The organism is Brucella thiophenivorans (assembly GCF_002252445.1).
In the GTDB taxonomy this organism is placed as follows: Bacteria; Pseudomonadota; Alphaproteobacteria; order Rhizobiales; family Rhizobiaceae; genus Brucella; species Brucella thiophenivorans.
Window position 1 is genome coordinate 95,932 of record NZ_NNRJ01000012.1, and the last position, 24,104, is coordinate 120,035.

The window sequence follows — 24,104 nt, forward strand, 5'->3', positions numbered from 1 at the left end:
CTTCAAGCAAAAGAGTTTAAAACGCTGATCTGATAAAATCAGATCAGCGTTTTAAAATATGTGAGCACCGGAAGCGCAAAACTACGCCATTTGCAAGCCAACAAAAACCGAATACCGCCAGTTTAGTCGGTGGACTGACCGTCGGCGCCAATATAGGCGATACGCAGAAGGTTGGTCGCACCCGGCGTCCCAAACGGCACACCTGCGGTAACAATCAAGCGGTCACCAGCTTTGCCAAACTCTTCCTTGAACGCAACCTGACAGGCGTGATCAACCATGTCTTCGAGATCATGCGCGTCTTCTGTCACAACGCAATGCAGACCCCACACAACCGAAAGGCGGCGCGCTGTGTCGACAACAGGCGAAAGCGCGATGATTGGTGTACGGGGACGTTCACGCGCCGCACGAAGACCGGTTGTGCCGGAGGCGGTGTAGGTAACAATTGCCGACAGGTTCAGCGTTTCCGCAATCTGACGAGCAGCGAGCGAAATCGCATCGGCGCCGGTTGGTTCGGGGATTGCGCGCTGTGCATCGAGAATGCCAGGATAGGTTGGCTCACGTTCAACTTTTTCGGCAATGCGGTTCATGGTGGCAACAGCTTCGACCGGATACTGGCCGGAAGCCGATTCAGCCGAAAGCATAACAGCATCCGCGCCTTCAAACACAGCCGTTGCAACGTCCGACACTTCCGCGCGGGTTGGAACAGGTGCTGTGATCATCGATTCGAGCATCTGCGTTGCAACCACAACCGGCTTACCAGCGCGACGAGCCTTGCGGATCATCTGCTTCTGAATGCCTGGAACACTTTCCAACGGCATTTCCACACCGAGATCGCCACGCGCAACCATGATTGCATCGGAAAGTTCGATGATTTCATCAAGACGCGTTACAGCCTGCGGCTTTTCGATCTTCGACATCAAGCCGACCTTGCCGCCTGAAATCTTGCGCGCTTCGATCAGATCTTCCGGGCGCTGAATGAACGACAGCGCAACCCAGTCGATTTCTTCCTTGAGAACCGCATCAAAATCCTTGTAGTCTTTTTCAGTCAGTGCGCCGACGCCGAGTGTAGTATCCGGCAGGCTCACGCCCTTTCGGTCGGAAATGCTGGTGCCTGCAACAACCGTACACCGAATCGACTTGCCATCACTGGCTTCTGCGATCAGTTCCAGCTTGCCATCATCAATGAGAAGACGGTGGCCTGGCTCAACAGCTTCAAGAATTTCAGGGTGTGGAAGATAGACGCGTGTTTCATCACCCGGCTCTTGGTTGTTGTCGAGCGTGAAAGTCTGACCAGCAGCGAGCGTCACCTTGGTATTCTTGAACTTGCCAACGCGCAGCTTTGGTCCCTGAAGATCGGCAAGAATGCCGATCGGACGACCCACAGCCTTTTCGACATTGCGAATACGCTGAACAAGCGTGCGCATCATGTCATGATCGGCATGGCTCATATTGATACGGAAGACGTCTGCTCCGGCTTCAAAAAGCTGACGGATGACGGATTCTTCGCCGGACGCCGGGCCGAGTGTGGCGAGAATCTTGACCTTGCGGTTGCGCTTCATTGATTATTCGTTCCTGTAACTGTGGAGTTTTCTAACGGCGTTTCGTCTGTAAGCTGTACCATCCAGCTTGATTGTTCCCCGGTATCGTATTCCTGGAAGCCATTGCGCTGAAAGCCGCGCGCAAAGCAGTCCTGAACACCTGTGATGCGGAATTCCTTTTCAGCCACACACATGTTCACTTTGCCTTCCCAGCGGCCACCGCTCTGGGAATCTTCGGCATAAAGATAATAATAGCGTGAGGTTAGCGGCCCCTCGATCAGCGTTTTGCAGGTCGAGCCGTCAATATGCCACCAGCCCTCTGTCACCCAGCCAGCCTTGGCACGATAACCAATGGCGACCCCAACCAGGTTCTGGGTCGAATTACAGACTCGAAAATCGGCTCGCGCTTCCAGCGATGTCATGCCCAGAGCACCGACAAGCACACTGGAAAACATACCTAAAAAAAGTGGAAGTCGCATTCGCCGAACTCCTTCAACCCGCAATCACTTTTGTCTCACTGAAGGAGACTATTTTTGGTTGCTCTCTTTTCGGCAGTTTCGCCTTTGATGTCAACGCAATCCCGGAGAGAACGAACCAGTTACAGCATTTCAAGTAAACGTGCATAGAGGCATAAGGCCAAAAAATGCGATATTTAAACGATTAGATTGTTTGATTTTGTTTAAATATCGATTCAACAAAGCGCCCGACCTGGAATGATCGTTGCAATCAAGACTTTCTCATGACAGAGCTGAAATCTACGTGTTATTTATGACAAGAATCCTACCCAAGAAGCCGTTTTCCATGTCATGTGATCCGTTCTTTTCTCCAGTCCATCAGATCGATGGCAATTTCGGCCTCGGCCTGTTTCTGACAGCCGACCATGCCCGCCGCGATTTGCCCGAAGAATATGGTGATCTGGGGCTGCAAAAAAGCCAGTTCGACCGCCACATCGCTTATGATATTGGTGTTGAGGAACTCACCCGGCAACTGGCAGCAAGGCTTAATGCACCAGCCATCATGGGTGGCTTTTCCCGCCTGCTGATAGATCCCAATCGCGGCGAAGACGACCCGACACTCATCATGCAATTATCGGATGGCGCAGTCATTCCCGGCAATTATCCTCTCACGCCGCAAGAACGCGAAAAACGCCTCGACCATTTCTATCGGCCCTATCATGATGCTGTCGCGTCAATCAGCACACAGGTTGCGACAGCTCACGGCAAAGCTCCTCTGGTCATCGCCATCCATTCTTTCACGCCCAACTGGCGCGGCAAGGATCGCCCATGGCATATAGGGCTTTTGTGGGATTCCGATCCGCGCGCAGTAACGCCGCTTTTGTCCATGCTGCGCGATGAACCGGGACTGATCGTCGGCGATAATGAGCCATATGATGGCTCTTTGAAAAATGATGCGATGTATCGCCATGCAACAAGCCGTGGCTATGCGCATGTGCTCATTGAAGTCAGGCAGGATTTGATTGCGCAAAAATCTGGTGCAATTGAATGGGCCGAGCGGCTCGCACCAATGCTCAGGACCGTCAACAACATGCCTAAAATCCATGAAATTCGGCATTTCGGCTCGCGATCAGGCCCGATTGATTGATGCTTTGCCCGTTATCCACAGCCTGACCGCAATAAAACACGGGTTTTTAGGCCAACTAGCTCTTAATTTTGCCCGCGACTCACAGGAAAACCATGACCAACTTTCGGCATGTGTTTTGTTCCTGTAACGAGAGACCTTTGCCCCTCATTCATAATCAAGTTGAATTGGAGAAACCTGTGAGCGACGATATTACCAGCGAAGCCCAGACCATTGCCGTTGGCCAGTTGCGTGCTTTCATCGAGCGCATCGAGCGTCTTGAAGAAGAAAAAAAGACCATTGGCGATGACATTAAGGAAGTTTACGCGGAATTGAAGGGTTCAGGGTTTGACAGCAAGGTCGTAAGGACCATTATTCGTCTGCGTAAAAAAGAAGACCATGAACGTCAGGAAGAAGAAGCGATGCTCCAGCTTTATATGGACGCGCTTGGCATGGGTTGACTTTAACTACCCGTCTCTCTTCCTGGTTATCATAACGCTGCACGCCTGCGAGGGTTTGTATGCACAGGAAGGGGATAGGGTCCATGGAGTTCAGAAAACTCGGACATACTGACTTCGAGGTTTCGCCGCTTTGTTTTGGCGGCAACGTATTTGGATGGACGGTCGATGAGGGAACATCGTTTTCGCTTCTCGACCGTTTTGTCGATACAGGATTTAATTTCATCGACACGGCGGATGTCTATTCCGCATGGGCGCCGGGCAATATTGGCGGCGAATCCGAAACGATTATCGGCAACTGGCTGAAATCCCGCGGCCTGCGCCATAAAGTGGTCATTGCCACCAAGGTTGGCTCGGAAATGGGGCCAGATGAAAAAGGTCTTTCGCCAGCCTATATCCGCAAAGCCGTCGATGCCTCCCTCAAACGGCTGCAAACCGACTATATCGATCTTTATCAATCCCACTGGGATGATCCTGAAACGCCGTTCGAAGACGTGCTAGGCACCTATCAGGATCTGATTAAGGCGGGCAAAGTCCGTGCTATCGGCGCATCGAACCTCACGCCGGGTCGCCTTACAGAAGCGCTGGAAATATCCAGAAAACACGATCTGCCGCGCTATGAAACGCTGCAACCGCTCTATAATCTCTATGATCGTTCGGGGTTTGAGGACGAGCTGGAGGCTATCTGCCGCGATAACCAGTTAGGGGTGATCAACTATTACGCGCTGGCATCCGGCTTTCTGACCGGCAAATACCGCTCAAAGGATGATCTTGGCCAGAGTGCACGCGGCGAGAGCGTTGAAAAATATCTGACTGATCGTGGATCGCGGATCATTGCGGCACTCGATCAGGTGGCGCGCGCAAATGATGCAACGCCCGCACAGATCGCAATTGCCTGGCTGATTGCTCAACCAACTGTCACCGCACCCATCGCCAGTGCAACACGCCTAACCCAGCTTAACGAACTGATTGATGCAGCGCAGATTAAACTGGATTCCGAAGCTATCGCTTTGCTCGACAAAGCAAGCGCTTAAGAATTTTCGAGGGATAATAAATTATCCCTCGATTTCTTCCCGCAACATCTCCAGTTCCAGCCATTCTTCTTCCATCGTGGAATGCTCTGTGCGCTTCTTTTCAAGAAGATCAGCGGTCTTGGCAAAGAGTGTCGGGTCTTTGGCATAAAGCTGCGGATCGGCAAGCTTGCCTTCCAGAACGCTCATTTCTTTTGTCAGCGCTTCCATTTTGCCGGGCAGAGATTCGAGAGCAAATTTCTGCTTATAGGAAAGCTTGCGCTTTTCCTCCCGCTTGGGCTGAACATTATTCTCGCTTTTTTCGCCAGAGCGCGCGGCAGCCGCATTCACATTACGGCGCGCGAGCGCCTGCTCTTTGCGCTGCGCCATCATATCCGCATAGCCACCGGCATATTCGAGCCAGTTGCCATCGCTTTCCGGCGCGATTACCGAAGTGACTGTACGATCAAGAAAATCACGATCGTGGCTGACAAGAATGACCGTGCCGGGAAAGCCTGCAACCAGTTCCTGCAAGAGATCAAGCGTTTCCATATCAAGATCGTTGGTCGGCTCATCAAGGATCAGCAGATTGGCAGGCCGTGCCAGAACACGCGCCAGCATGAGGCGCGCTCTTTCACCACCCGAAAGCTCGCGGATCGGCGTACGAATCTGTTCGGGCTGGAAAAGAAAGTCTTTCATATAGGAAACGACATGACGCTGTTCCCCATTGACGATGAGGCTCTCACCACGTCCGTCAGTCAGGTAATGCGCAAGCGTATCGTCCAGATTGAGGCTTTCACGCTTCTGATCAAGCTCAGCCATTTCCAGATTGACACCAAGCCGCAGAGTTCCAGAATCCGGTGCAAGTTTTCCGGTGAGGATGGATAAAAGCGTGGTCTTGCCTGCGCCATTGGGACCAACAAGACCGATCCGGTCGCCACGCTGCACGCGGGTCGAAAAATCGCGAACCAGTACGCGCTCATCATAGGCCTTATTGAGCTTTTTCGCTTCAATGACCAACTTGCCCGATTCCTTGGAATCGCTTGCAGCCAGTACAGCATTCCCCTGCGCCTTGCGATGATTGCGAAATTCTGAGCGCATCGAATGCAATTCGCCAAGACGGCGCACATTACGCTTGCGACGCGCGGTTACGCCATAGCGAAGCCAGTGTTCTTCACGCGCAATCTGACGACCAAGCTTGTGGAGGTCACGCTCTTCTTCTTCGAGAACTTTATCGCGCCATTCCTCAAAATGTCCAAAGCCCTGATCGATGCGGCGCGTGATACCACGATCAAGCCAGACAGTCGAACGGCTGACATTTTCAAGAAAACGGCGGTCATGCGAGATCAGCACGATGGCCGAACGGATCTGACGCAGTTCGTCTTCCAGCCATTCAATGGTATTGAGATCGAGATGGTTTGTCGGCTCATCAAGCAATAGAACATCAGGCTGCGGCGCGATCACGCGTGCAAGGGCTGCACGGCGCGCCTCACCACCAGACAGATGATCGGGTTTTTCTTCGCCAGTAAGGCCCAGATGCTCAAGAAGATAGGTTACGCGATGCGGATCATCTGCCGGTCCAAGCCCGGCTTCGACATATGCGCGTACATTGGGAAAACCATCAAGGTCCGGCACCTGCGGCAGATAGCGAACCGTAGCACCCGGATGCTTGAACACTTCGCCCGATGTCGGTTCGACCATAGCAGCCGCGATTTTCAGCAATGTTGATTTGCCCGAACCATTGCGGCCGACCAGCGCAATGCGGTCGCCCTCACTCACAGAAAGGGCAGCTTCTTCCAGAAGCGGTGTGCCGCCAAAGGTGAGCTTGATCTGGTCGAGGCGAAGAAGCGGAGGAGCCATGGTTCTCTTTGAAATATGCCGTTGAAAATTCCGCCCTGCTTGTCGGGGACAAAAGTCGTTCTGTCAAATGGAACCGTCAAAAAACAAACAGGCCGGGTTTCCCCGGCCTGTTTTTGAAGAGTAGCAACCTGTTATTGGCAAGGTGCTTCGTAAACGCGACCGTAATTGTCACGGTAACGGCAATACTGAACATTGTTGCGTGTTGTCGCTGCACCCAGCAAAGTACCACCCACAGCACCAATTGCAGCGCCGGTCAAAGCACCGCGACCGCTGCCACCAATAGCGCCACCAGCGAGCGCACCAAGTGCTGCGCCGCCAACGCCGTAACCGGCTGTACGCTGTTCACCCGTCGTGCATGCTGCTGTTGAGAACGCAAGCGCACCAACGATTGCGATCATGGAAAGACGTGACTTCATGAAACAATCTCCTACTAGAGTTACACCAACACCGACTTTGCGTCCCCAATTTCGGCGCAAGGCGGATAATTCCCGCTGAGGCTATTTACAATACGTTTCGCTCGTCAGCGTCAAGCAGTTTCAGTTGATAAGGTTAGCAGCCACTCTTAAAGAAGAACTCCCTCATTCAAGTTGGCTACAAGTATCGCAAGACCTGAACGCACGGAAACGCAAAGAGTTCCACGCACAATATTGGAAACAGTCCATGAAGATCCAAAAGGCAGGGTCACGTTGTCTAACGGCCACTCTGCATTTGTGATTGAAAGTCCTTCAACTTTGCTAAAATTCACAATGCTGAATGACGTGCCATCGGGAAAATCATAAACATATTCTCCCCCAACCACGGGCCAGGCCTCCTCGGCACCACTCGAAAGCAGAATGTCTCGACCAAGTGCGGCCTGAGCTGTCGCCATCGTAAGATGCAGCAATGTATGATCTGTGCGCGGACCACCAAATGCGCCGCATAAAATGACCTTCTTAGCGCCGCGCTCAAAAGCTTCCTCGAGCGCCAACTCTCCATCAGTCATATCTTTGGCGGCAGGAAATGTCCTCTGCGGAACGTGCGCATATTGCAGCAGCAGGTCTTGAGAAGTTGAATCAAAATCACCCAGCCACAGCTCCGGCTCGACGCCGAGCGCTATTGCATGGCGAATGCCACCATCAGCGGCCAGAACCCGCGCACCGGATATCTGCCGTTTCAAACGTTCGGTGACGACGAGATCGCCGCCGAGAAGAATGACAAATGTACTCATAAATCGCTCATAACACGCAGGAATCCTTCCCGGAAGCCTGCTTGTTGAAGATGCACTCCCTTGCCCTTCTTCGAGCAAAGCACTATTGTTGATCTTGCTCTAACGGGGTGCCATTCGATCTTTGAATGGCTGAGAGGCCGCACTCCGGCTAACCCGCTGAACCTGATCCGGTTTGTACCGGCGGAGGGATTAGATGCTGCCCTTTATCCATAACGGCGCTCAATCCTTTTCAATATGAAGAAAGGACATGCCGTTATGCGGCTTTTATCTCTGCTTACAATATCTCTGACCGCGGCTTTTGCTTTTTCAGCGCAGGCCAAGGACAAGCTGACCATTTATACCTATGACAGTTTCGTTTCCGAATGGGGTCCGGGGCCGAAGGTCAAAGAAAACTTCGAGAAAGAATGCGATTGCGAGCTGGAATTTGTTGCATCGGCTGATGGCGTGGCCCTACTCAACCGCCTCAAGCTTGAAGGCGGCAACACCAAAGCCGACATCGTTCTGGGTCTTGATACAAATCTTACCACGGAGGCCCGCGCCACCGGCTATTTCGCGCCAAGCAATGTTGATCTTGCCAATATCAATGTGCCGGGTGGCTTCAAGGACGATATTTTCGTGCCGTATGACTACGGCTATTTCGCCATTGTTTATGATTCAGAAAAGCTGCCCAATCCGCCGCAATCCCTGAAAGAACTGGTTGAAGGCGATCCATCGCAGAAAATCGTCATTCAGGACCCGCGCACATCGACACCGGGCCTTGGTATTCTGCTCTGGATCAAATCGGTCTATGGCGATCACGCAGGCGAAGCCTGGCAGAAGCTGCAAAAGCGTATTCTGACGGTCACGCCCGGCTGGTCGGAGGCCTACGGCTTGTTCACCAAAGGTGAAGCGCCGATGGTGCTTTCCTACACGACCTCGCCTGCCTATCACATGATTGCCGAAAACACCGAACGCTATAAGGCTTTGGCCTTTCCTGAAGGCAATTACCTTCAGATCGAGCTTGCAGCCCAGACCACGACGGGTGCCAAAAATCCACTTGCGCAAAAATTTCTCGCTTTCATGACCGGCCCCGGTTTTCAAGATGTAATTCCAGAAACCAACTGGATGTACCCGGCAGGCAAGACTTCCGTGCCGCTTGCGTCAGCCTTCGACAAACTACCAAAGCCTGAAAAGACATTGCTGATCCCGGCCGATGACGTTGCGAAAAACCGCAAATCGTGGGTCGACGAATGGCTTGAAGCTTCGAGCAAATGAGAAAAACGCCGACCATCAGCCGTCAAAAACCTGCGATGAAATCACTCGCAGGCGTGCTGGCACTTACCTTTTTGGCGGTTCTGGTCGGCGGTTCGCTACTCGCGCTGGCTCTCGAAGCCAGCGGCTTTGATACGGATGTCTATTTCGACAGCTATCTGCTGCGCGTTGCGCGTTTCACGGTTTGGCAAGCAGCCCTATCGGCTCTTTTGTCGGTGTTGTTCGCCATTCCCGTGGCGCGCGCCCTTTATGCAGAATCAAATTTTCCGGGTCGCGGACTTATTCTGCGCCTTTTCGCACTTCCACTGGCGCTACCAGCACTTGTGACGGTGCTTGGCATCACCAGCATTTACGGACGCAACGGATTTATTGCGCAGCTTTCGCAATCGACGTTCTATCCGGTCTCGCCCGATATTTACGGCCTGACCGGCATTCTGATTGCGCATGTGTTCTTCAATATGCCGCTGGCAGTAAGGCTTATTCTGGCTGCTTACGAATCGATTCCAGCCGATTACTGGAAGCTTTCGGCACAGCTTGGCATGGGAAACAGATCGCGCTTTCGGCTTATCGAATGGCCGGTCATTCGCCGCAATCTGCCGGGCATGGTCGGTCTGATCTTCATGCTTTGCGTCACAAGTTTCACCACGGTTCTGACACTCGGCGGCGGACCGCGTGCAACAACATTGGAAGTTGCAATTTACCAAAGCCTGCATTTCGATTTCGATCCCGCCCGCGCTGTCGCTCTTACGCTTGCCCAGCTTGCACTGACGCTTTTCATTTTGCTGGCCCTGCGCCTCACCGGACGCCCTTCGGAAGAAGGTTTTACGCTGGCCCGTAGCGCGAGACGCTATGCAAAGCCTTCAGCAAAAGAACGCCTTTTCAACATCGCGGCCATTGCAACTGGCTTTCTCTATGTCGCCTTACCAGTCATCGGTATCATCATATCAGGCCTTGCTGCCGATCTTATCCGTCTGTTAAGCGAACACATTGTGTGGCGTGCGATCAGCACTAGCTTAGTGCTTGGTTTTTCCGCAGCGCTCCTCTCGGTCATTCTCTCGCTTTCGCTCGTTATCGCACGTGAAGCGACAAAAAGCCTGCAGCTTGCCAATCTGTTTGACACGGGCGCAAGCCTCATTCTGGTCATGCCGCCCATCGTTCTGGGTGCGGGATGGTTCATCCTGCTGCGCCATTTCACCGATCCCTTCATGATGGCCCCCTTCATGGTGGTGACAGTCAATGCGGCTATGGCCATGCCCTTTGCCGTACGCCTGTTACGGCCCGCTTGGGACACATCCGCTGCACGCCACAACCGGCTGTGCGCCCAGCTTGGCATCAAAGGTCTCAACCGTTTGCGACTGATCGACTGGCCATCCATCCGAAAGCCTTTCGGAATGGCCTTTGCCTTTGCGATGGCGCTTTCGCTTGGTGATCTCGGCACCATAGCCCTGTTTGGCAGCGATGCATTGCTGACCCTGCCCTATCTGCTGTTTCAGCGCATGGGCAGCTATCGCACATTCGACGCAGCAGGCCTTGCATTGATCCTCGGAATCTTATGTCTTGGCCTGATGATGATTGCAGATCGTGCTGCGGAACGAAAGGAATACAAGCGTTCATGAATGCATCAGCAGAAATCAAGCTTCGCGATGTGCGTTTCAGCTATGGCGAAACCACCATGCATTTCGACGTCACCGTTCCGGGCGGCATGATTGCGGCAATCGTCGGCCCCAGCGGTTCAGGCAAGTCCACATTTCTGAATCTCGTTGCAGGATTTGAAATACCGCAATCCGGACAGATTCTAATCGGCAACACCGATGTCACCGATTTTCCCCCTGCATCGCGACCCGTTTCGATGGTGTTTCAGGAGAATAATCTTTTCGCGCATCTCAGCGTCGAACAGAATGTCGGACTTGGCCGTTCTCCCAATCTGAAACTGAATGCACAAGACCGCAAAGCCATTGCCAATGCGCTCGCCCGCGTGGGGCTTGATGGTAAAGAGCAACGCAAACCTGAAGCGCTTTCTGGCGGTGAGCGCCAGCGTGTTGCTATCGCACGCGCTTTGGTGCGCGAACAGCCGGTGTTACTGCTCGATGAGGCTTTTGCATCGCTTGGACCGGCACTACGCCACCAGATGCTCGATCTTGTGCGCGCATTGCATGAAGAAAATAAAATGACCGTGCTGATGGTCACGCATACGCCCGAAGACGCGCTCTATCTCGACGCTTTGTTGCTGTTTTTGGACAACGGCCAAATTTCTGCGCAGGGCCCTTCACTTGAATTGCTGTCATCATCTGGACCGGAAGCTTTGCGGCGCTATATCGGTGAACGGGTGCCAAAGCTCAATTAGAGTTACGGTGGCGGACATATTTTGTTCGTAATCAGCTTGAAGAACACTTTGAACGCTGAGCTGCTTCTTGTAGGCAGGTAAGTGAATAGCTAGATTTACGTCACAAGATCGATACCGAATAATTGCGAGGGTAAAATACTGATCCGTCAACAGACCCGTACTCGGGCCTCCCTGTGCCTTCCAGTCCTGCTGACAGCACCCCTGTCAGCCCTCTCGTCAAAGTGGACACAGCGCAATTGGCGGAAACCAGCCACTGGTCTTGGCTTGCTGGCTGTTGCCTTGATTTCCGGCTGCCAGTCGATCAATTCGAGCAAGGATCTCGGCCTCCAACCATCGTCTAATCCGGTAACGGTCGAAAACGTCACACGCAATGATCGTCTGGCACAAATCGGTGCACAGCAGCATCCGCGCATTCTTGCCACCTATGGCGGCGAATACAAGGATCAGAAGCTAGAGCGCATGGTTGCCAAAATCGTTGGCAACCTGACGACTGTTTCCGACAAGCCGGACCAGACCTATCGTATTACAATTCTCGACAGCCCCAATATCAATGCTTTCGCATTGCCCGGCGGCTTTCTCTATGTGACGCGCGGTCTTCTGGCGCTCGCCAATGATTCATCGGAAGTCGCAGCCGTTATCGCCCACGAAATGGGTCATGTGGTCGCCAATCACGGTATTCTTCGTCAAGAAAAGGAAGCCGAAACGGCCATTGCCGGACGAGTTGCGACCGAAGTGCTGCATAATGAAAACGCAAGCCGTGAAGCCACGATTCGCGGCAAACTGCGCCTTGCGCAGTTCTCGCGCAATCAGGAACTGCAAGCTGATGCCATCGGCATCAAGATGATCGGTGAAGCGGGTTATGATCCGTTTGCTTCCGCGCGCTTCCTGCAATCGATGGAAGCCTATTCGGATTTCCGCTCGGTCTCTGGCGCAACCGATGCAAGCCTCGACTTTCTTGCAAGCCATCCTGCAACTCCGCAGCGTATTCAGCTTGCACTCGGACATGCGCGGCGCATCGGCGCGCCGGGCGTTGGCACTATGGACCGTGATTCCTTTCTCAACGGCATCGACGGCCTGCTTTATGGCGACTCACCCAATGAAGGCTATGTGCGTGAGCAGACATTCCTTCATCCCAAGCTTGGCGTAACCTTCACGGCACCCGAGGGTTTCGCAATTGACAATTCGGCAACTGCCGTCATGGCCAGCGGACCGGGCGAGGTTGCCATCCGCTTTGATGGTGCATCGCTACCTTCGGGTTCCAGCCTTACCGATTATATCAAATCAGGCTGGGTCACAGGCCTTGATGAAAGCTCGATCCGATCCATCACGATCAACGGCCTGCCTGCGGCAACCGCACGCGCAAGCGCTGATCGTTGGGAATTCGACATTGTGGTCATCGGTGCCAATAACAAGGTCTATCGCTTCCTCACAGCAGCACCCAAGGGCAGCAATGCGCTCATGCCTGCCTCGCAAAGCGTAACGCAATCCTTCCGCCTGCTTTCACCCACTGAGCAACAGTCCATCAAGCCTCTGCGTATTCGCGTGGTGACCGTGAAGCCAGGAGACACGATGGCGAGCCTTTCGGCGCGTATGCAGGGAACAACCCGCAAGCTTGAACTGTTCCGCCTGCTTAATGCCATGTCTGCGGGCGCAACCGTATCAGTTGGTGATCGGGTCAAGCTGATCAGCGAATAAGGGGAGCGCTTGGAAATGGACATTCGAATCAATTCACTGCTGGCCGGAAAGATCGCACCATTGGGCGCACGGCAGGCACCGAGTGCCATTGATAAGAAGGCAGTTTCCGGCCCTGTCCGGCTTTTGCGCGATGGTCTTGAATGCGACGAGCAAGGCGACAGAAAAGTCCATGGTGGTCCTGAAAAGGCTGTTCATCATTACCCACATGATCACTATGCGCTCTGGCGCGAGGATGTCGGTGACCATCCCCATCTTGATGCAACTGGCGCTTTTGGTGAAAATATCTCAACCACCGGACTGACCGAGCACAATGTGGCTATCGGCGATCGCTTTCGCCTGGGCACAGCGGTGGTCGAGGTGTCGCAAGGCAGACAACCATGCTGGAAACTCAATGCACGCTTCGATATACCTGATATGGCAATGCGTGTGCAGAAAACCGGACGCACCGGCTGGTATTATCGGGTATTGGAAGAGGGTGTGGTCAGCGACAACTATACAATGCAGCTTGTCGAACGTTTATCGCCCGAATGGACCCTGCACCGAGTATGGCATCTGCTATACGTCGATATGCTCAACTATGACGAGCTCGCACTGATGGCCGAGGTTCCCCACCTTGCCGACGGCTGGAAGCGTTATGCCGTCCGCCGTCTTGAAAACCGCAAGGTCGAAGACTGGTCATCGCGCCTTGAAGGCAAATAGAGCGTGTGGCGCTTAATCGTATCCACCTCGCTCGCTCTATCCATTTGTTTTTAAGCATGTCTTTATCCCAAAATCGGTTCCCACTTTTGGGAGACATGCGCTAGGACTAACTTTAAGCCTGATAGGCTGCCATTTCATGCTGATCGAGCAACGCGAGCTTGAGCTTTTCCATAGCCCGGCTTTCGATTTGCCGGACGCGCTCTTTCGAAATTCCAAGCTTTTCGCCCAGCGCTTCCAGCGTCACGCCATCATCATCAAGCCTACGCTCCCGGATGATATGCAGTTCCCGCTCATTTAATGCATGAAGGGCAGTGCGCAGCCAGCTTGAACGCCTCTCCGTATCAATGGTGCCTTCAACAACCTCATCCTGCAACGGATGATCATCAACAAGAAAATCCATCCGCGTCGATGTACCGGATTCATCATTACTCATAGAGGCAGAAAGCGAACTATCGGAACCTGACAGCCTGCTATCCATAACCTCTACATCACTTGCCGACACACCAAGCTGTGTGGAAATCTGGCGATAAATTTCCGCCTTGCTCATTGTTTCGTCTTCCTGTGCGAGCTTCGAGCGCAGACGACGCAGATTGAAAAACAGTGATTTTTGAGCAGAACTTGTTCCGCCACGCACAATCGACCAGTTGCGCAGGATATAATCCTGCATCGACGCTCTTATCCACCACGACGCATAGGTAGAAAAGCGCACTTCACGTTCAGGATCAAAACGTGCAGCCGCTTCAAGCAGGCCCACATAGCCTTCCTGGATAAGGTCACTCATAGGAAGCTTGAACTTGCGAAAACGTCCGGCCATCGAAATCACCAGCCGCATATGCGAAGCTGTAATGCGATGCAGTGCCTCCTGATCCTTATGATCCTTCCAGCGGATGGCGAGGTCGCGTTCTTCGTCTCGTTCGAGGTAGGGCGCTGACATCGCATTGCGGATCATCGACTGGGGGGAGGAAGAAGCCGAGGGGAGATTGCGCATTGCCATCGGCATGCGCACCGCTGGAACTGGGGAAGAACTGCTCATGGATGACTGCTTCATCTGGCTCTCCTGTTCTTGCTGCGATACTTCAGGGAAATCTAAAGCACCGAACTGAAACTATTCCAGCTCTGCAAAGAACGATTGAACAGACGTATATTAATGTTCAAAGTTTCTTTTACAAATCTGCTCTGAGGCCAGATTAAAGCGTTTCATGCTTTAACTTTGCATGTCTTGATCCAAAAGCCGGTTCCAGTTTTCGGAGACATTCTCTCATACGCCACAAAACAAACCCGCTATGAGCTGGTGTTGCTTCAATAACGCAAGAAGAGCACTCCGGTTCCATCCAGAGTGCTATAAATATTTGACTTTACAAGAAAATAGAGAGGCAAGTCGTTTGGACAAGTATTCGACCACTCACCCAGACAAATAAAAAGCCCAGCTTAGCCGGGCTTTTTAGATAAGAATGCAAGCGTTTATTACGCTGCTTCAACCTCATCACCTTCAACATCACCTTCGGCATCAGCCTTGGTACGTTTAGGGCTTTTCGCAAGATTTGTTTCGATAAGGCGAACAGCTTCCGTGTCGGAAAGCTTGTTTACAGCAGCGATTTCGCGCGCCATACGATCAAGGGCTGCTTCATAGAGCTGGCGCTCGGAATAGGATTGCTCTGGCTGATTATCAGCACGATGCAGATCGCGAACAACTTCAGAAATCATAATAAGATCGCCGGAATTGATCTTCGCATCATATTCCTGCGCACGACGCGACCACATAGTGCGCTTGACGCGTGCACGACCCTGTACAACTTTCAGAGCACGTTCGACATAATCGGTTTCCGACAGCTTGCGCATACCGATGCTGACAGCCTTGGCGACTGGCACCTTAAGACGCATCTTGTCTTTTTCAAAATCGATAACGAAAAGCTCAAGCTTATGGCCTGCCACTTCCTGGTCTTCGATCGCTACGATCGCACCAACGCCATGAGCTGGGTAAACGATAGACTCGCCGATCTTGAAACCCTGGCGAGCCGGAATTTTCTTCTGCTGGGATGACATACGCTCTCATACTCCCTGTTGTGCCCGGCGAAACTCACCGGCTTACACATGATTTCGACCGCGCCTCCTGGGAGAGGCACGGAAGTTATTACGGTCTTGAGCTGAAAGCGTCTCTCAGGCGCAAAATAATTAACCTGGAAAGCTTGGTGAGGAACGGATGCTGAAATCGCGATAATCCATTCCGGCGCCATACAGCCCAGTAAAAAATATAGCCCTTTCAGAGATTAACGCGTTTGCGCCACGTGTTGACGTCCAGTCACCGAAATTATCTGTGCAAGTTAACACAATCTTGCGCAAGAATCAACAAATCGCCAAATAGAGTCATTTTGGCAACTTTTTAAGCCCAACAAACTGGCTTTAAGATCTTATTGCAGCAGGATAATTCACCCGCAGCACGATTACTAATCGCCGGAACCGGGTTCTGCCGAGAAGAACTGTTCAAGCTTGCCTGAAACGCCATCCATTTCCTTGGCTTCCGGAAGCTCATCCTTCTTTGCAGTCAGATTTGGCCACTTCGTTGAATATTCAGCATTCAGCTCAAGCCACTTGTCGAGGCCAGGCTCAGTATCGGGGCTGATGGCTTCTGCAGGGCATTCCGGTTCACAAACGCCACAATCGATGCATTCGTCTGGATTGATGACGAGCATGTTCTCGCCCTCATAGAAGCAATCGACCGGACAAACCTCGACGCAGTCCGTATATTTGCAACGAATGCAATTATCGGTCACGACATAAGTCATTGTCCAGCTCCTGTTGCCACTCTCTCATTTCAAGAGGCAGCTTATCTATAATGAACTGGCTTCTAGCCAATCAGATCGAACATCTGAATGGCTTCGCTCCGCTCACGACATATGTGTCACGCATATGGTGTTACGGCGTGTGGCTTGCTTGCCAGCTCATGCCCTTGCAATCGCCAACGGTGAGGTAACGACTTTATCGCCCCATGACAAGGGTCGAAACGACGCAATATCAACATGTCACGAACATCTGAAACGACATTCCATTTATAACGAGAAAGACGAAAATAGCTTTCAATTTAAGGCTTTAATACGCAATTTATGTCGCGCCGAATGGCTGTCCTGCGGCATCGCGTCCGCATCATTGACCGCGCAAACGGTCCGTTTCGCGACGTTCTTTCTTTGTCGGTCGCCCTGCACCGCTTTCGCGCTGTGGCTTCACCGCTTCTATATCGTTGGATTGTTGCGTTGGTTTGGGCGTCATATCTTCATAAAGAAGCTGCGCTTCGGGGGCTGGGCCACGCCGTTCTCCAGGGGCCAAAACCTTGTAGACCAAAATATGCCGATCAAGCGTAATAGTCAGAACATCGCCAATCTTCAACTGATAAGCAGCCTGATCGATCTTTCCGCTGTTAACCCGGACTTTACCGCCAGCGGCGAGTTTCGCCGCCAGCGATCTTGATTTAACCACGCGTGCAAAGAACAGCCACTTATCAATGCGCTGTCTTGCAATCGCTTCAGTCACCATCTTACTTCTTCATCTGCTCCTTAAGAGCAAGAAGCTTGGCAAAGGGCGAATCGGGGTCAACGCGAACCGGACGCTCCTGCTCGACGCGCTTGTTGCCCTGTGGAGCAGCGTGGTCGCGCTTTGGCGGGCGATTGCGATCACCATCACGCGGCTTACCCTTAAAGCCTTCACGCTTGTTGTTCTGACCGCGATCCTGGCCTTCACCATCACGGCTGCGACGCGGTTTGTCGAACCTTTTACCGCCACCACGGTTTTCACGTGCGCCCTGTTCTTCGCCAGTGTCCGACTTGCGAGCTTCGCCGGAAACATTCGGACCCGCTCCTTCTTGCGCTTGACCACCCTGTTGCGGGCGATTGTTGCGCTGACGGTTCTGATCCTGATTGCGATTGCGCCCTTCAAAGCGACCCTGACGCCACAGCAGAACTGGTTTCGGCTCTTCCACCGGTGCTGCTGCTGTTTCGGCAACGGCTTCAACGGCTGACGAAACTGGTGCAGGAACAGGCTCTGCTGCGGGAATCGCAGGCTTAGCTTCGCTAACTGATACAGTAGCCGAGACGGCTGGCTTGAAGACAGTATCTTCAACAACTGTCTCAGCTTGCGCAGCAGAAGCTGCCGCAAATGCATCAAGTTCGGCAAGCTTTGCAGTGACCGCCGCCGCATCCATGGGGTCCTGACGATAGCCAAGGCTCTTCAGGATCTCTTCCATATCTTCGGTGGTTGCACCAAGAATGGACATCATAGCCGGCGTTACGATGAAACGTCCGCCATCATATGCGCCTTCCGGACGCATGCCCGACCCCGGACGCCACGCCAGTGCCGGACGAATAAGATCGGCAAGCCGTTCCAGAATATCGATACGCACAGCACGACGACCCAGCACGCGATAGCCTGCAAGAACATAGAACTGTTGATTGAACGACGGATCGACGACAACAGATGTACGACCAGCAGCCAGCACATTGACCACATCGCCATAGCCTACGGCTTCACGACCATCGTTTTTCAATGCCCATAGCAACGTAATAAGTCCAGCCGGAGCGGGCTTGAGCAACATCGGCATGAAAACGTGATAAGCGCCAAAGCGTACACCCAGACGACGAAGCGCTGCACGTGAATCCTGATCAAGACCACGCACTTCTTCAGCCACATCGCGGCGCTGAAGAATACCAAGGCTTTCGACAATACGGAACGCCAGACCGCGCGTCATGCCGGTCAGGGCATCCGCAGCACTCAGATCGGTCAAAGGCTTCAATACGGTTTCGATGTGATGCGCAACAAAACGCTCGATTCGGGCCGCAACCTTGTCACGCGCTGGGCCAGTCAACTGCTCATCCGCTAAGATGATCGCACGTGGCTTGAGCACATGATCGGCGGCAACCAGCGTTGCAACCGTTGCGCCAACCCAGCGCAATACGCCATCTGACCCAAGCGCAAAATCGCCATTGGGTGCCGCAGAAAACCGCTCTGCACGACGTTCAAACTCGGCGGCAAGCGCCTTTTGTGCTGCCGTTTTCACGGCTTTTGCATCCGGGCCTTCTGCCTGAACATCGGCAGTGAACCGGAAACCTTCCAGTTGCCCAACATTGTGGCCCTCGACAATAACGTCACCGGCCGGGCTGATATCTGCTTCTAGCATGGCATTCTCTCTTAGGCGCCTCATAAGCACGCTTGTCCTGCGGTCTACAAAGCGTTTCGTCAATCTTTCATGCAGCGCATCGGACAATCTGTCCTCAATTTCGCGCGTCTTTTCCTGCCAGTGTGTCGGATCGGCAAGCCATCCCGGCCTATGCGACACAAAAGTCCAGGTGCGGATTTGCGCCACGCGGTGAGACAGAGTGTCGATTTCCCCCTCTGTACTGTCGGCGCGGCGCACTTGTTCGCTCATATAATCTTCATCAACGCTCCCTCGGCGGATCAGATCCTGATAAATGGTTGCTATGATATCGGCATGTTGTGCCGGCGCAATCTTACGATAATCGGGGAGCGCACAGGTATCCCACAATAGTTCGATACGCGCAGGCGTTGTAGCAAGCCGCACAATGTCTTCGTCTTTCGACAAATTTTCAAGCGCCTGTTGATCAACAGCAGGCAAAGCTTTGGTCAGGCCGACAATCGGCGTCGGCGTTTCCAGAGAATAACGCAAATTATTGAGCGTTGAGAAGTCAAAACGGCCAGTTCGCCATTGCAAAACTTTTACCGGGTCAAAATCATGGGCTTCCACCCGTTCTACCAACTCATCATCGAGTGGCTGAACCTGTCCAGTCACGCCAAAAGTGCCATCGCGCAGATGACGACCAGCGCGACCAGCAATCTGTCCCACCTCGGCGGGCGTCAGATCGCGGTACTGATAACCGTCAAATTTACGTTTCTGCGCAAAAGCAACATGATCGACATCCAGATTAAGCCCCATACCAATGGCATCGGTCGCAACCAGAAAATCGACATCCCCCGACTGATACAGTTCGACCTGCGCATTGCGCGTACGTGGGCTCAATGCACCCATGACAACCGCCGCGCCACCGCGCTGACGGCGGATCAACTCTGCAATTGCATAAACTTCATCAGCCGAGAAAGCGACAATGGCCGAACGGTTAGGCAGGCGGATAATCTTCTTTGAACCCGCATAGCTGAGGTGCGACAGGCGCGGACGCGTCACAACAGTAATGCCACGCAAGAGCTTTTCCAGAATGCCGCGCATGGTGCCAGCACCCAGCAGCAGCGTTTCCTGTTTCCCGCGCAGATGCAAAATACGGTCTGTAAAAATATGTCCGCGTTCGAGATCACCCGCGAGCTGCACTTCGTCGATCGCCACAAACGGCATATCTGTGCGGCGCGGCATGGCCTCAACGGTGCAAACAGAATAACGCGAGGTAGGCGGCGTGATTTTTTCTTCGCCGGTGATCAGCGATACGTTGGCAGCCCCGACCTTTTCAACCACACGATTATAGACTTCACGTGCAAGCAGGCGCAGCGGAAGACCAATCATGCCGCTGCCATGCGATAGCATACGCTCAATGGCGAGATGCGTCTTGCCGGTATTTGTCGGTCCCAGCACCGCTGTAACACCGCGGCCGCTCAAGGTCAGCGGCAGATCATGGGCAGGGAGTTGATTCATGCCAATAATAGAATTCCCGGAACACAAGCCATAGTTAGGACAATGCGATAGCACTATATGACTTGAGCCGAAAGCGCTCCTGTTAAGTTTCGATCTGTGTTTTTAGACCGTAAAAGCAGTTTCTTTGATCGGCATCTGAAAAAGAACAAAACGGCTTTCAAATGACGGATAATCTCGAAACCCCAGATTCGATATAAGTTATGGCCGTCTCTGCACGTTAACAAACACTTGTTTTAATAAATGGAACGACTCTGGAACGAATCGGCGACGAATCGATGATAAGGTAGTTTTCACTTTTTGTTCACGGCAACATTTAGTGGTTGAGCCTCGCAATTCAACCATATGATGAATCATCTGTGTTAAGTTTTAGGCTAGCAGAAGCGCAAATTGCCGGCTTCGTTAACCTTTGCTTTTCGGACCCGCAAATAACGAACATACGAACGGCGTGCATTCATAAATTATCAATTGTTCCTTATAGTTAGTTAAAATTTCAGAGCCTAAAATCTCATTTTCATTAATCTTCAGGTCAAAGGCAGAACGAATCGGCGACGAATCGTTGATTCAATTTCTTTCTCGCTTTGTTCTCACCACATATGGTAGTTTTTGCGCGTCTGTGACCATAGAGCGGCACTCATTTGCCGCTCTATTTCAAATTCACGCGAAATAAGCGTTAACTTTTGAGTGTTTAAGGGCGCTCGACACACATAGCAACGCCCATGCCGCCGCCAATACACAGCGTTGCCAGACCCCGTTTCGCATCGCGTCGCTTCATCTCATAAAGCAGCGTTGTCAGCACGCGTGCGCCCGACGCGCCAATCGGATGACCAATAGCAATTGCCCCGCCATTGACGTTGACGATCTCCGGGTTCAGGCCCAGATCGCGGACTACCGCGCAGGATTGCGCTGCAAAGGCCTCATTGGCCTCGACCAGATCGAGATCACCAACTATCCAACCTGCCTTTTCAAGTGCCTTTCGGGTCGCAGGAATTGGTCCTGTTCCCATGATGGATGGATCGACACCCGCCGTTGCCCAGGAAACAATGCGTGCGAGCGGCTCAACCCCACGTTTTGCTGCCTCATCCGCACCCATAAGAACAACCACCGCAGCGCCGTCATTAATGCCGGACGCATTGCCAGCCGTCACAGTGCCTTCTTTATCAAAAGCAGGCTTCAGCTTGGTCAGTGCTTCGATGGTCGTTCCTGCACGAATATATTCGTCAGCAGATACAACCGTTTCACCCTTACGGCTTTTGACAGTAAACGGAACGATCTCATCATCGAAGTGTCCGGCCTTTTGCGCGGCCTCCGCCTTGTTCTGCGAAGCGAGCGCAAAACAATCCTGATCATCCCGGCTCAGATGCCATTGCTTTGCAATGTTTTCGGCGGTGATACCCATATGATAACCGTGGAAAGCATCGGTCAGGCCGTCCTTGAGCATCGTATCGACCATCTTGAAGTCGCCCATCTTCACGCCATTGCGCAAATGTGCGCAATGCGGAGCCATCGACATGGATTCCTGTCCGCCAGCCACAATGATCTTGGCATCACCCGCAAGAATTTGCTGCATGCCAAGTGCTACTGCACGCAGACCAGAACCGCAAAGCTGGTTGATCGAAAAGGCTGTCGTCTCGATCGGACAACCAGCAGCCATGGCGGACTGACGGGCAGGATTCTGCCCCTCACCTGCCGTCAACACCTGTCCTAAAATAACTTCATCCACGTCTGCCGCATCGACATCGGCCCGCTCAAGTGCCGCCTTAATTGCAGCCGCTCCGAGTTCATGCGCGGGTACATTGGCGAACGCACCATTGAAGGCTCCCACTGCGGTACGGGCCGCACTGGCAATAATGATGGCCTTGGGATTGGTGGTGGAAGTCATTCTTTCCTCCTTGAAAAATTGACCACAGAGAAAGACCAAAATGGTTTCTTTTGCAAGTTCCCTTGCTTGCGATAATGAAAAGCGACCTTCATTCAAATCGATAATCTGTTTCGTCTCAAAGCAGGCATTTTTGATCGGGCATAATGTCTGACAGTCGTTAGATTGGCTTTATGCAAACAGAGGAGATCGACATGCCATCACTAACACTTGACAAGGTCAATTCCATTATTGCCGCAGCTTTTTCCAAAGCAGCTGAGCTACGACTCAAACCAATCGCTGTCTCTGTTTTAGATGCGGGTGGACACCTTAAAGCCTTCCAGCGGCAGGATGGGACGTCGATTCTTCGTTTCGAAATCGCATCCGGCAAGGCCTTTGGCGCGCTGTCCGTGGGCGCCGGATCACGTTGGCTACACAATCAGGCAAAAGAACGTCCGCATTTTCTCGAAGGTCTGTCCAATGTTTCAGGAGGAAGAATCGTTCCCGTTCCCGGCGGCGTGCTCATCAAAAATGCCGAAAATGAAATTATAGGGGCTGTCGGCATTTCCGGCGACACATCGGATAATGATGAACTTACCGCTATCGCTGGCATTCAAGCTGCAGGTTTCGAAGCAGACGCTGGCTAATATCCTCTGCGTGGAACCAAAAGACTGTCTGTAATCTCAGGTCTTCACATTCCAAGAATATCAACAAAAGAAAACGCCGCTTCCGGTTACCGGAAACGGCGTTTTTGAAAAATCATCCTTCAGCTGCAAAGCAGCTTAAGACTATTCCTTAGCTTCGAGGACCTGACGGCCACGATACATACCGCTCTTAAGGTCGATATGATGTGGACGGCGAAGTTCGCCCGAGTTCTTGTCCTCGACGTAAGTCGGGGCCTTGAGTGCGTCTGCCGAACGGCGCATGCCGCGCTTCGACGGAGACGTTTTGCGTTTAGGTACTGCCATGGATTCAGCTCCACTGATCGATCAATAAACGTCCGGTACGGCCCCGAGGAGCCTGTCACATCGGACAAAATTCCGGAAAGTCACGTGCCTATACACGCTCTCGCAGCATTTGACCAGCGGAGTCTTATCTTTTTTCCAGCTATTGCACGCAAGTCACATAAGGACCAGCGCGTGAAGCACGTCCGGCAACAATACGTGAAATGCGCTGCATGTTGCGCGTAGCTTTGGCTGGATTGCGAAGCGTTGGATTGGGAAGTGTTACAGCAAGCAACGCGGATTGCTGCGCATTCAGCCGCGATGCAGGCCGTTTGAAGTAATGCTGAGCAGCCGCCTCAATACCGTAGATACCCGGCCCCCACTCAGCAATATTGAGATAGATCTCCATAATGCGTCGCTTTGACAATACGGCGTCGGCAGCCAGCGCCAAAGGAAACTCCAGCCCCTTGCGCACATAGGAGCGCCCATTCCAGAGGAAAAGGTTCTTCACTGTCTGCATGGTGATGGTCGATGCTCCACGGCTCGGACCACCATCGCCAGAGCTGTCAAGCACAAGACTGAGCTGGTGCCAGTCCACGCCACCATGACTACAGAACTGTCCATCCTCGGCCATCATAACAGAATTCACCAGCACCGGCGCAACATCCTCAATACTGACCCATTGACGGTCAACATCCTGAAACAGGACATAATCCTTAACCATCAAAGTTGATATGGGGCGCACGAAAGGCACCGAATAGAGCAGAATTAGAAAAAGTGGCAGAACCGCGAGACCGAACAAAATCTTGAGCATAAGAGCAATTCTGCCACCCCAAACGGGATCAGCCAAGTAATTGCGACCATCTTTGCTCCTGAGAATGATTTTTGCCACATCCACCGCCTGTTATTCCATATCAAGCGACATAAACTATTCCTTAACAATAATGAACCCGATTCCATAATGCATCTGACAAGAAACAAACTGTTTGATGACCGCTTGATGAAAAAGCCTGTGCTGATCG

The 24,104-nt window shown here is 52.6% G+C and carries 21 protein-coding genes, 2 pseudogenes and 1 riboswitch; of the genes and pseudogenes, 9 read left to right on the forward strand and 14 right to left on the reverse strand.

The genetic code is table 11. The features are described from left to right. Positions 1-122: 122 nt before the first annotated feature. Together pyk and CEV31_RS03520 are read right to left on the reverse strand one after the other, a co-directional pair. On the reverse strand, positions 123-1,559 hold the full coding sequence (pyk, locus tag CEV31_RS03515; protein WP_094505503.1) for a pyruvate kinase: 1,437 nt from the start codon (positions 1,557-1,559) through the stop codon (positions 123-125). Continuing rightward, the gene (locus tag CEV31_RS03520) at positions 1,556-2,017 is read right to left on the reverse strand and encodes a DUF1036 domain-containing protein (protein WP_094505504.1); all 462 of its coding nucleotides are present in this window, start codon (positions 2,015-2,017) and stop codon (positions 1,556-1,558) included. Before CEV31_RS03520 ends, pyk begins: the two co-directional genes overlap by 4 nt. Before the next feature lie 322 nt (positions 2,018-2,339). Here CEV31_RS03520 and CEV31_RS03525 point away from each other — a divergent pair, with 322 nt between their 5' ends. From CEV31_RS03525 to CEV31_RS03535, 3 genes are all read left to right on the forward strand, one after another. Next, positions 2,340-3,140, forward strand: a complete 801-nt coding sequence (locus CEV31_RS03525) for an N-formylglutamate amidohydrolase (RefSeq protein ID WP_094505505.1) — start codon at positions 2,340-2,342, stop codon at positions 3,138-3,140. A 176-nt stretch (positions 3,141-3,316) separates the two neighbouring features. Beyond that, entirely contained in the window at positions 3,317-3,577 is a 261-nt protein-coding gene (locus CEV31_RS03530) for a DUF2312 domain-containing protein (protein ID WP_007876730.1), read from the forward strand. An 83-nt stretch (positions 3,578-3,660) separates the two neighbouring features. After that, positions 3,661-4,608: an aldo/keto reductase gene (locus CEV31_RS03535; protein ID WP_094505506.1), complete on the forward strand. Its 948-nt coding sequence runs from the start codon at positions 3,661-3,663 to the stop codon at positions 4,606-4,608. A gap of 21 nt (positions 4,609-4,629) precedes the next feature. Here CEV31_RS03535 and CEV31_RS03540 read toward each other — a convergent pair whose 3' ends face one another. The 3 genes from CEV31_RS03540 to CEV31_RS03550 all read right to left on the reverse strand — a co-directional run bounded on the left by CEV31_RS03540 (position 4,630) and on the right by CEV31_RS03550 (position 7,651). Next, entirely contained in the window at positions 4,630-6,444 is a 1,815-nt protein-coding gene (locus CEV31_RS03540; protein WP_094505507.1) for an ABC-F family ATP-binding cassette domain-containing protein, read from the reverse strand. A gap of 131 nt (positions 6,445-6,575) precedes the next feature. Further along, a complete protein-coding gene (locus CEV31_RS03545) occupies positions 6,576-6,860 on the reverse strand; it encodes a glycine zipper domain-containing protein (protein ID WP_094505508.1) in 285 nt (94 codons plus the stop codon). A gap of 146 nt (positions 6,861-7,006) precedes the next feature. Continuing rightward, a complete protein-coding gene (locus tag CEV31_RS03550) occupies positions 7,007-7,651 on the reverse strand; it encodes a thiamine diphosphokinase (RefSeq protein ID WP_094505509.1) in 645 nt (214 codons plus the stop codon). Positions 7,652-7,744: 93 nt separating this feature from the next. Next, positions 7,745-7,857: riboswitch (TPP riboswitch) on the forward strand. 49 nt (positions 7,858-7,906) lie between these two features. Here CEV31_RS03550 and thiB point away from each other — a divergent pair. The 5 genes from thiB to CEV31_RS03575 all read left to right on the forward strand — a co-directional run bounded on the left by thiB (position 7,907) and on the right by CEV31_RS03575 (position 13,640). Further along, positions 7,907-8,905, forward strand: a complete 999-nt coding sequence (thiB, locus tag CEV31_RS03555) for a thiamine ABC transporter substrate binding subunit (RefSeq protein ID WP_094505613.1) — start codon at positions 7,907-7,909, stop codon at positions 8,903-8,905. Then, positions 8,902-10,518, forward strand: a complete 1,617-nt coding sequence (gene thiP, locus CEV31_RS03560; RefSeq protein ID WP_094505510.1) for a thiamine/thiamine pyrophosphate ABC transporter permease ThiP — start codon at positions 8,902-8,904, stop codon at positions 10,516-10,518. Before thiB ends, thiP begins: the two co-directional genes overlap by 4 nt. Next, positions 10,515-11,246, forward strand: coding sequence for a thiamine ABC transporter ATP-binding protein (gene thiQ, locus CEV31_RS03565; RefSeq protein WP_094505511.1), 732 nt, complete (start codon positions 10,515-10,517; stop codon positions 11,244-11,246). The genes thiP and thiQ overlap by 4 nt, the downstream gene beginning before the upstream one ends. Positions 11,247-11,513: 267 nt before the next feature. Beyond that, entirely contained in the window at positions 11,514-12,941 is a 1,428-nt protein-coding gene (gene cdlP / locus CEV31_RS03570; protein ID WP_210190878.1) for a cell division protease CdlP, read from the forward strand. 15 nt (positions 12,942-12,956) lie between these two features. After that, positions 12,957-13,640, forward strand: a complete 684-nt coding sequence (locus CEV31_RS03575; RefSeq protein WP_094505513.1) for an MOSC domain-containing protein — start codon at positions 12,957-12,959, stop codon at positions 13,638-13,640. 112 nt (positions 13,641-13,752) lie between these two features. Here CEV31_RS03575 and CEV31_RS03580 read toward each other — a convergent pair whose 3' ends face one another. The 7 genes and pseudogenes from CEV31_RS03580 to CEV31_RS03605 form a co-directional block, all read right to left on the reverse strand. Next, the gene (locus tag CEV31_RS03580) at positions 13,753-14,688 is read right to left on the reverse strand and encodes an RNA polymerase factor sigma-32 (RefSeq protein WP_094505514.1); all 936 of its coding nucleotides are present in this window, start codon (positions 14,686-14,688) and stop codon (positions 13,753-13,755) included. 416 nt (positions 14,689-15,104) lie between these two features. After that, on the reverse strand, positions 15,105-15,683 hold the full coding sequence (locus CEV31_RS03585; RefSeq protein WP_094505515.1) for a CarD family transcriptional regulator: 579 nt from the start codon (positions 15,681-15,683) through the stop codon (positions 15,105-15,107). A gap of 401 nt (positions 15,684-16,084) precedes the next feature. Next, complete coding sequence (fdxA, locus tag CEV31_RS03590) at positions 16,085-16,423, reverse strand: ferredoxin FdxA (protein ID WP_094505516.1); 339 nt, start codon at positions 16,421-16,423, stop codon at positions 16,085-16,087. Between the two features lie 358 nt (positions 16,424-16,781). Beyond that, positions 16,782-17,168 (reverse strand): RNA-binding S4 domain-containing protein, encoded by a 387-nt coding sequence (locus tag CEV31_RS03595; protein ID WP_094505517.1) that lies wholly within the window; start codon positions 17,166-17,168, stop codon positions 16,782-16,784. 1 nt (position 17,169) lies between these two features. Further along, positions 17,170-17,700, reverse strand: a pseudogene (locus CEV31_RS21530) (helicase); the annotation flags it as partial. Positions 17,701-17,774: 74 nt separating this feature from the next. Beyond that, positions 17,775-20,283, reverse strand: a pseudogene (locus CEV31_RS03600) (helicase-related protein); the annotation flags it as partial. A 685-nt stretch (positions 20,284-20,968) separates the two neighbouring features. Beyond that, a complete protein-coding gene (locus tag CEV31_RS03605; RefSeq protein ID WP_094505614.1) occupies positions 20,969-22,162 on the reverse strand; it encodes an acetyl-CoA C-acetyltransferase in 1,194 nt (397 codons plus the stop codon). Between the two features lie 191 nt (positions 22,163-22,353). On the opposite strand from CEV31_RS03605, the gene CEV31_RS03610 reads away from it, so the two are divergent. After that, positions 22,354-22,785, forward strand: coding sequence for a GlcG/HbpS family heme-binding protein (locus CEV31_RS03610; RefSeq protein WP_094505615.1), 432 nt, complete (start codon positions 22,354-22,356; stop codon positions 22,783-22,785). A 141-nt stretch (positions 22,786-22,926) separates the two neighbouring features. Here the strand turns inward: CEV31_RS03610 and rpmF are convergent, their stop codons facing one another. Both rpmF and mtgA read right to left on the reverse strand, forming a co-directional pair. After that, a complete protein-coding gene (gene rpmF, locus CEV31_RS03615) occupies positions 22,927-23,106 on the reverse strand; it encodes a 50S ribosomal protein L32 (RefSeq protein ID WP_006467787.1) in 180 nt (59 codons plus the stop codon). A gap of 139 nt (positions 23,107-23,245) precedes the next feature. Further along, the gene (gene mtgA / locus CEV31_RS03620; protein ID WP_210190875.1) at positions 23,246-23,974 is read right to left on the reverse strand and encodes a monofunctional biosynthetic peptidoglycan transglycosylase; all 729 of its coding nucleotides are present in this window, start codon (positions 23,972-23,974) and stop codon (positions 23,246-23,248) included. Positions 23,975-24,104: the final 130 nt, after the last annotated feature.

Bases quoted from the DNA above. Each gene is read 5' to 3' on its own strand.
- pyk (WP_094505503.1), bottom strand. From the start codon at position 1,559: ATGAAGCGCAACCGCAAGGTCAAGATTCTCGCCACACTCGGCCCGGCG.
- CEV31_RS03520 (WP_094505504.1), bottom strand. From the start codon at position 2,017: ATGCGACTTCCACTTTTTTTAGGTATGTTTTCCAGTGTGCTTGTCGGT.
- CEV31_RS03525 (WP_094505505.1), top strand. From the start codon at position 2,340: ATGTCATGTGATCCGTTCTTTTCTCCAGTCCATCAGATCGATGGCAAT.
- CEV31_RS03535 (WP_094505506.1), top strand. From the start codon at position 3,661: ATGGAGTTCAGAAAACTCGGACATACTGACTTCGAGGTTTCGCCGCTT.
- CEV31_RS03540 (WP_094505507.1), bottom strand. From the start codon at position 6,444: ATGGCTCCTCCGCTTCTTCGCCTCGACCAGATCAAGCTCACCTTTGGC.
- CEV31_RS03545 (WP_094505508.1), bottom strand. From the start codon at position 6,860: ATGAAGTCACGTCTTTCCATGATCGCAATCGTTGGTGCGCTTGCGTTC.
- CEV31_RS03550 (WP_094505509.1), bottom strand. From the start codon at position 7,651: ATGAGTACATTTGTCATTCTTCTCGGCGGCGATCTCGTCGTCACCGAA.
- thiB (WP_094505613.1), top strand. From the start codon at position 7,907: ATGCGGCTTTTATCTCTGCTTACAATATCTCTGACCGCGGCTTTTGCT.
- thiP (WP_094505510.1), top strand. From the start codon at position 8,902: ATGAGAAAAACGCCGACCATCAGCCGTCAAAAACCTGCGATGAAATCA.
- thiQ (WP_094505511.1), top strand. From the start codon at position 10,515: ATGAATGCATCAGCAGAAATCAAGCTTCGCGATGTGCGTTTCAGCTAT.
- CEV31_RS03575 (WP_094505513.1), top strand. From the start codon at position 12,957: ATGGACATTCGAATCAATTCACTGCTGGCCGGAAAGATCGCACCATTG.
- CEV31_RS03580 (WP_094505514.1), bottom strand. From the start codon at position 14,688: ATGAAGCAGTCATCCATGAGCAGTTCTTCCCCAGTTCCAGCGGTGCGC.
- CEV31_RS03585 (WP_094505515.1), bottom strand. From the start codon at position 15,683: ATGTCATCCCAGCAGAAGAAAATTCCGGCTCGCCAGGGTTTCAAGATC.
- fdxA (WP_094505516.1), bottom strand. From the start codon at position 16,423: ATGACTTATGTCGTGACCGATAATTGCATTCGTTGCAAATATACGGAC.
- CEV31_RS03595 (WP_094505517.1), bottom strand. From the start codon at position 17,168: ATGGTGACTGAAGCGATTGCAAGACAGCGCATTGATAAGTGGCTGTTC.
- CEV31_RS03605 (WP_094505614.1), bottom strand. From the start codon at position 22,162: ATGACTTCCACCACCAATCCCAAGGCCATCATTATTGCCAGTGCGGCC.
- CEV31_RS03610 (WP_094505615.1), top strand. From the start codon at position 22,354: ATGCCATCACTAACACTTGACAAGGTCAATTCCATTATTGCCGCAGCT.
- rpmF (WP_006467787.1), bottom strand. From the start codon at position 23,106: ATGGCAGTACCTAAACGCAAAACGTCTCCGTCGAAGCGCGGCATGCGC.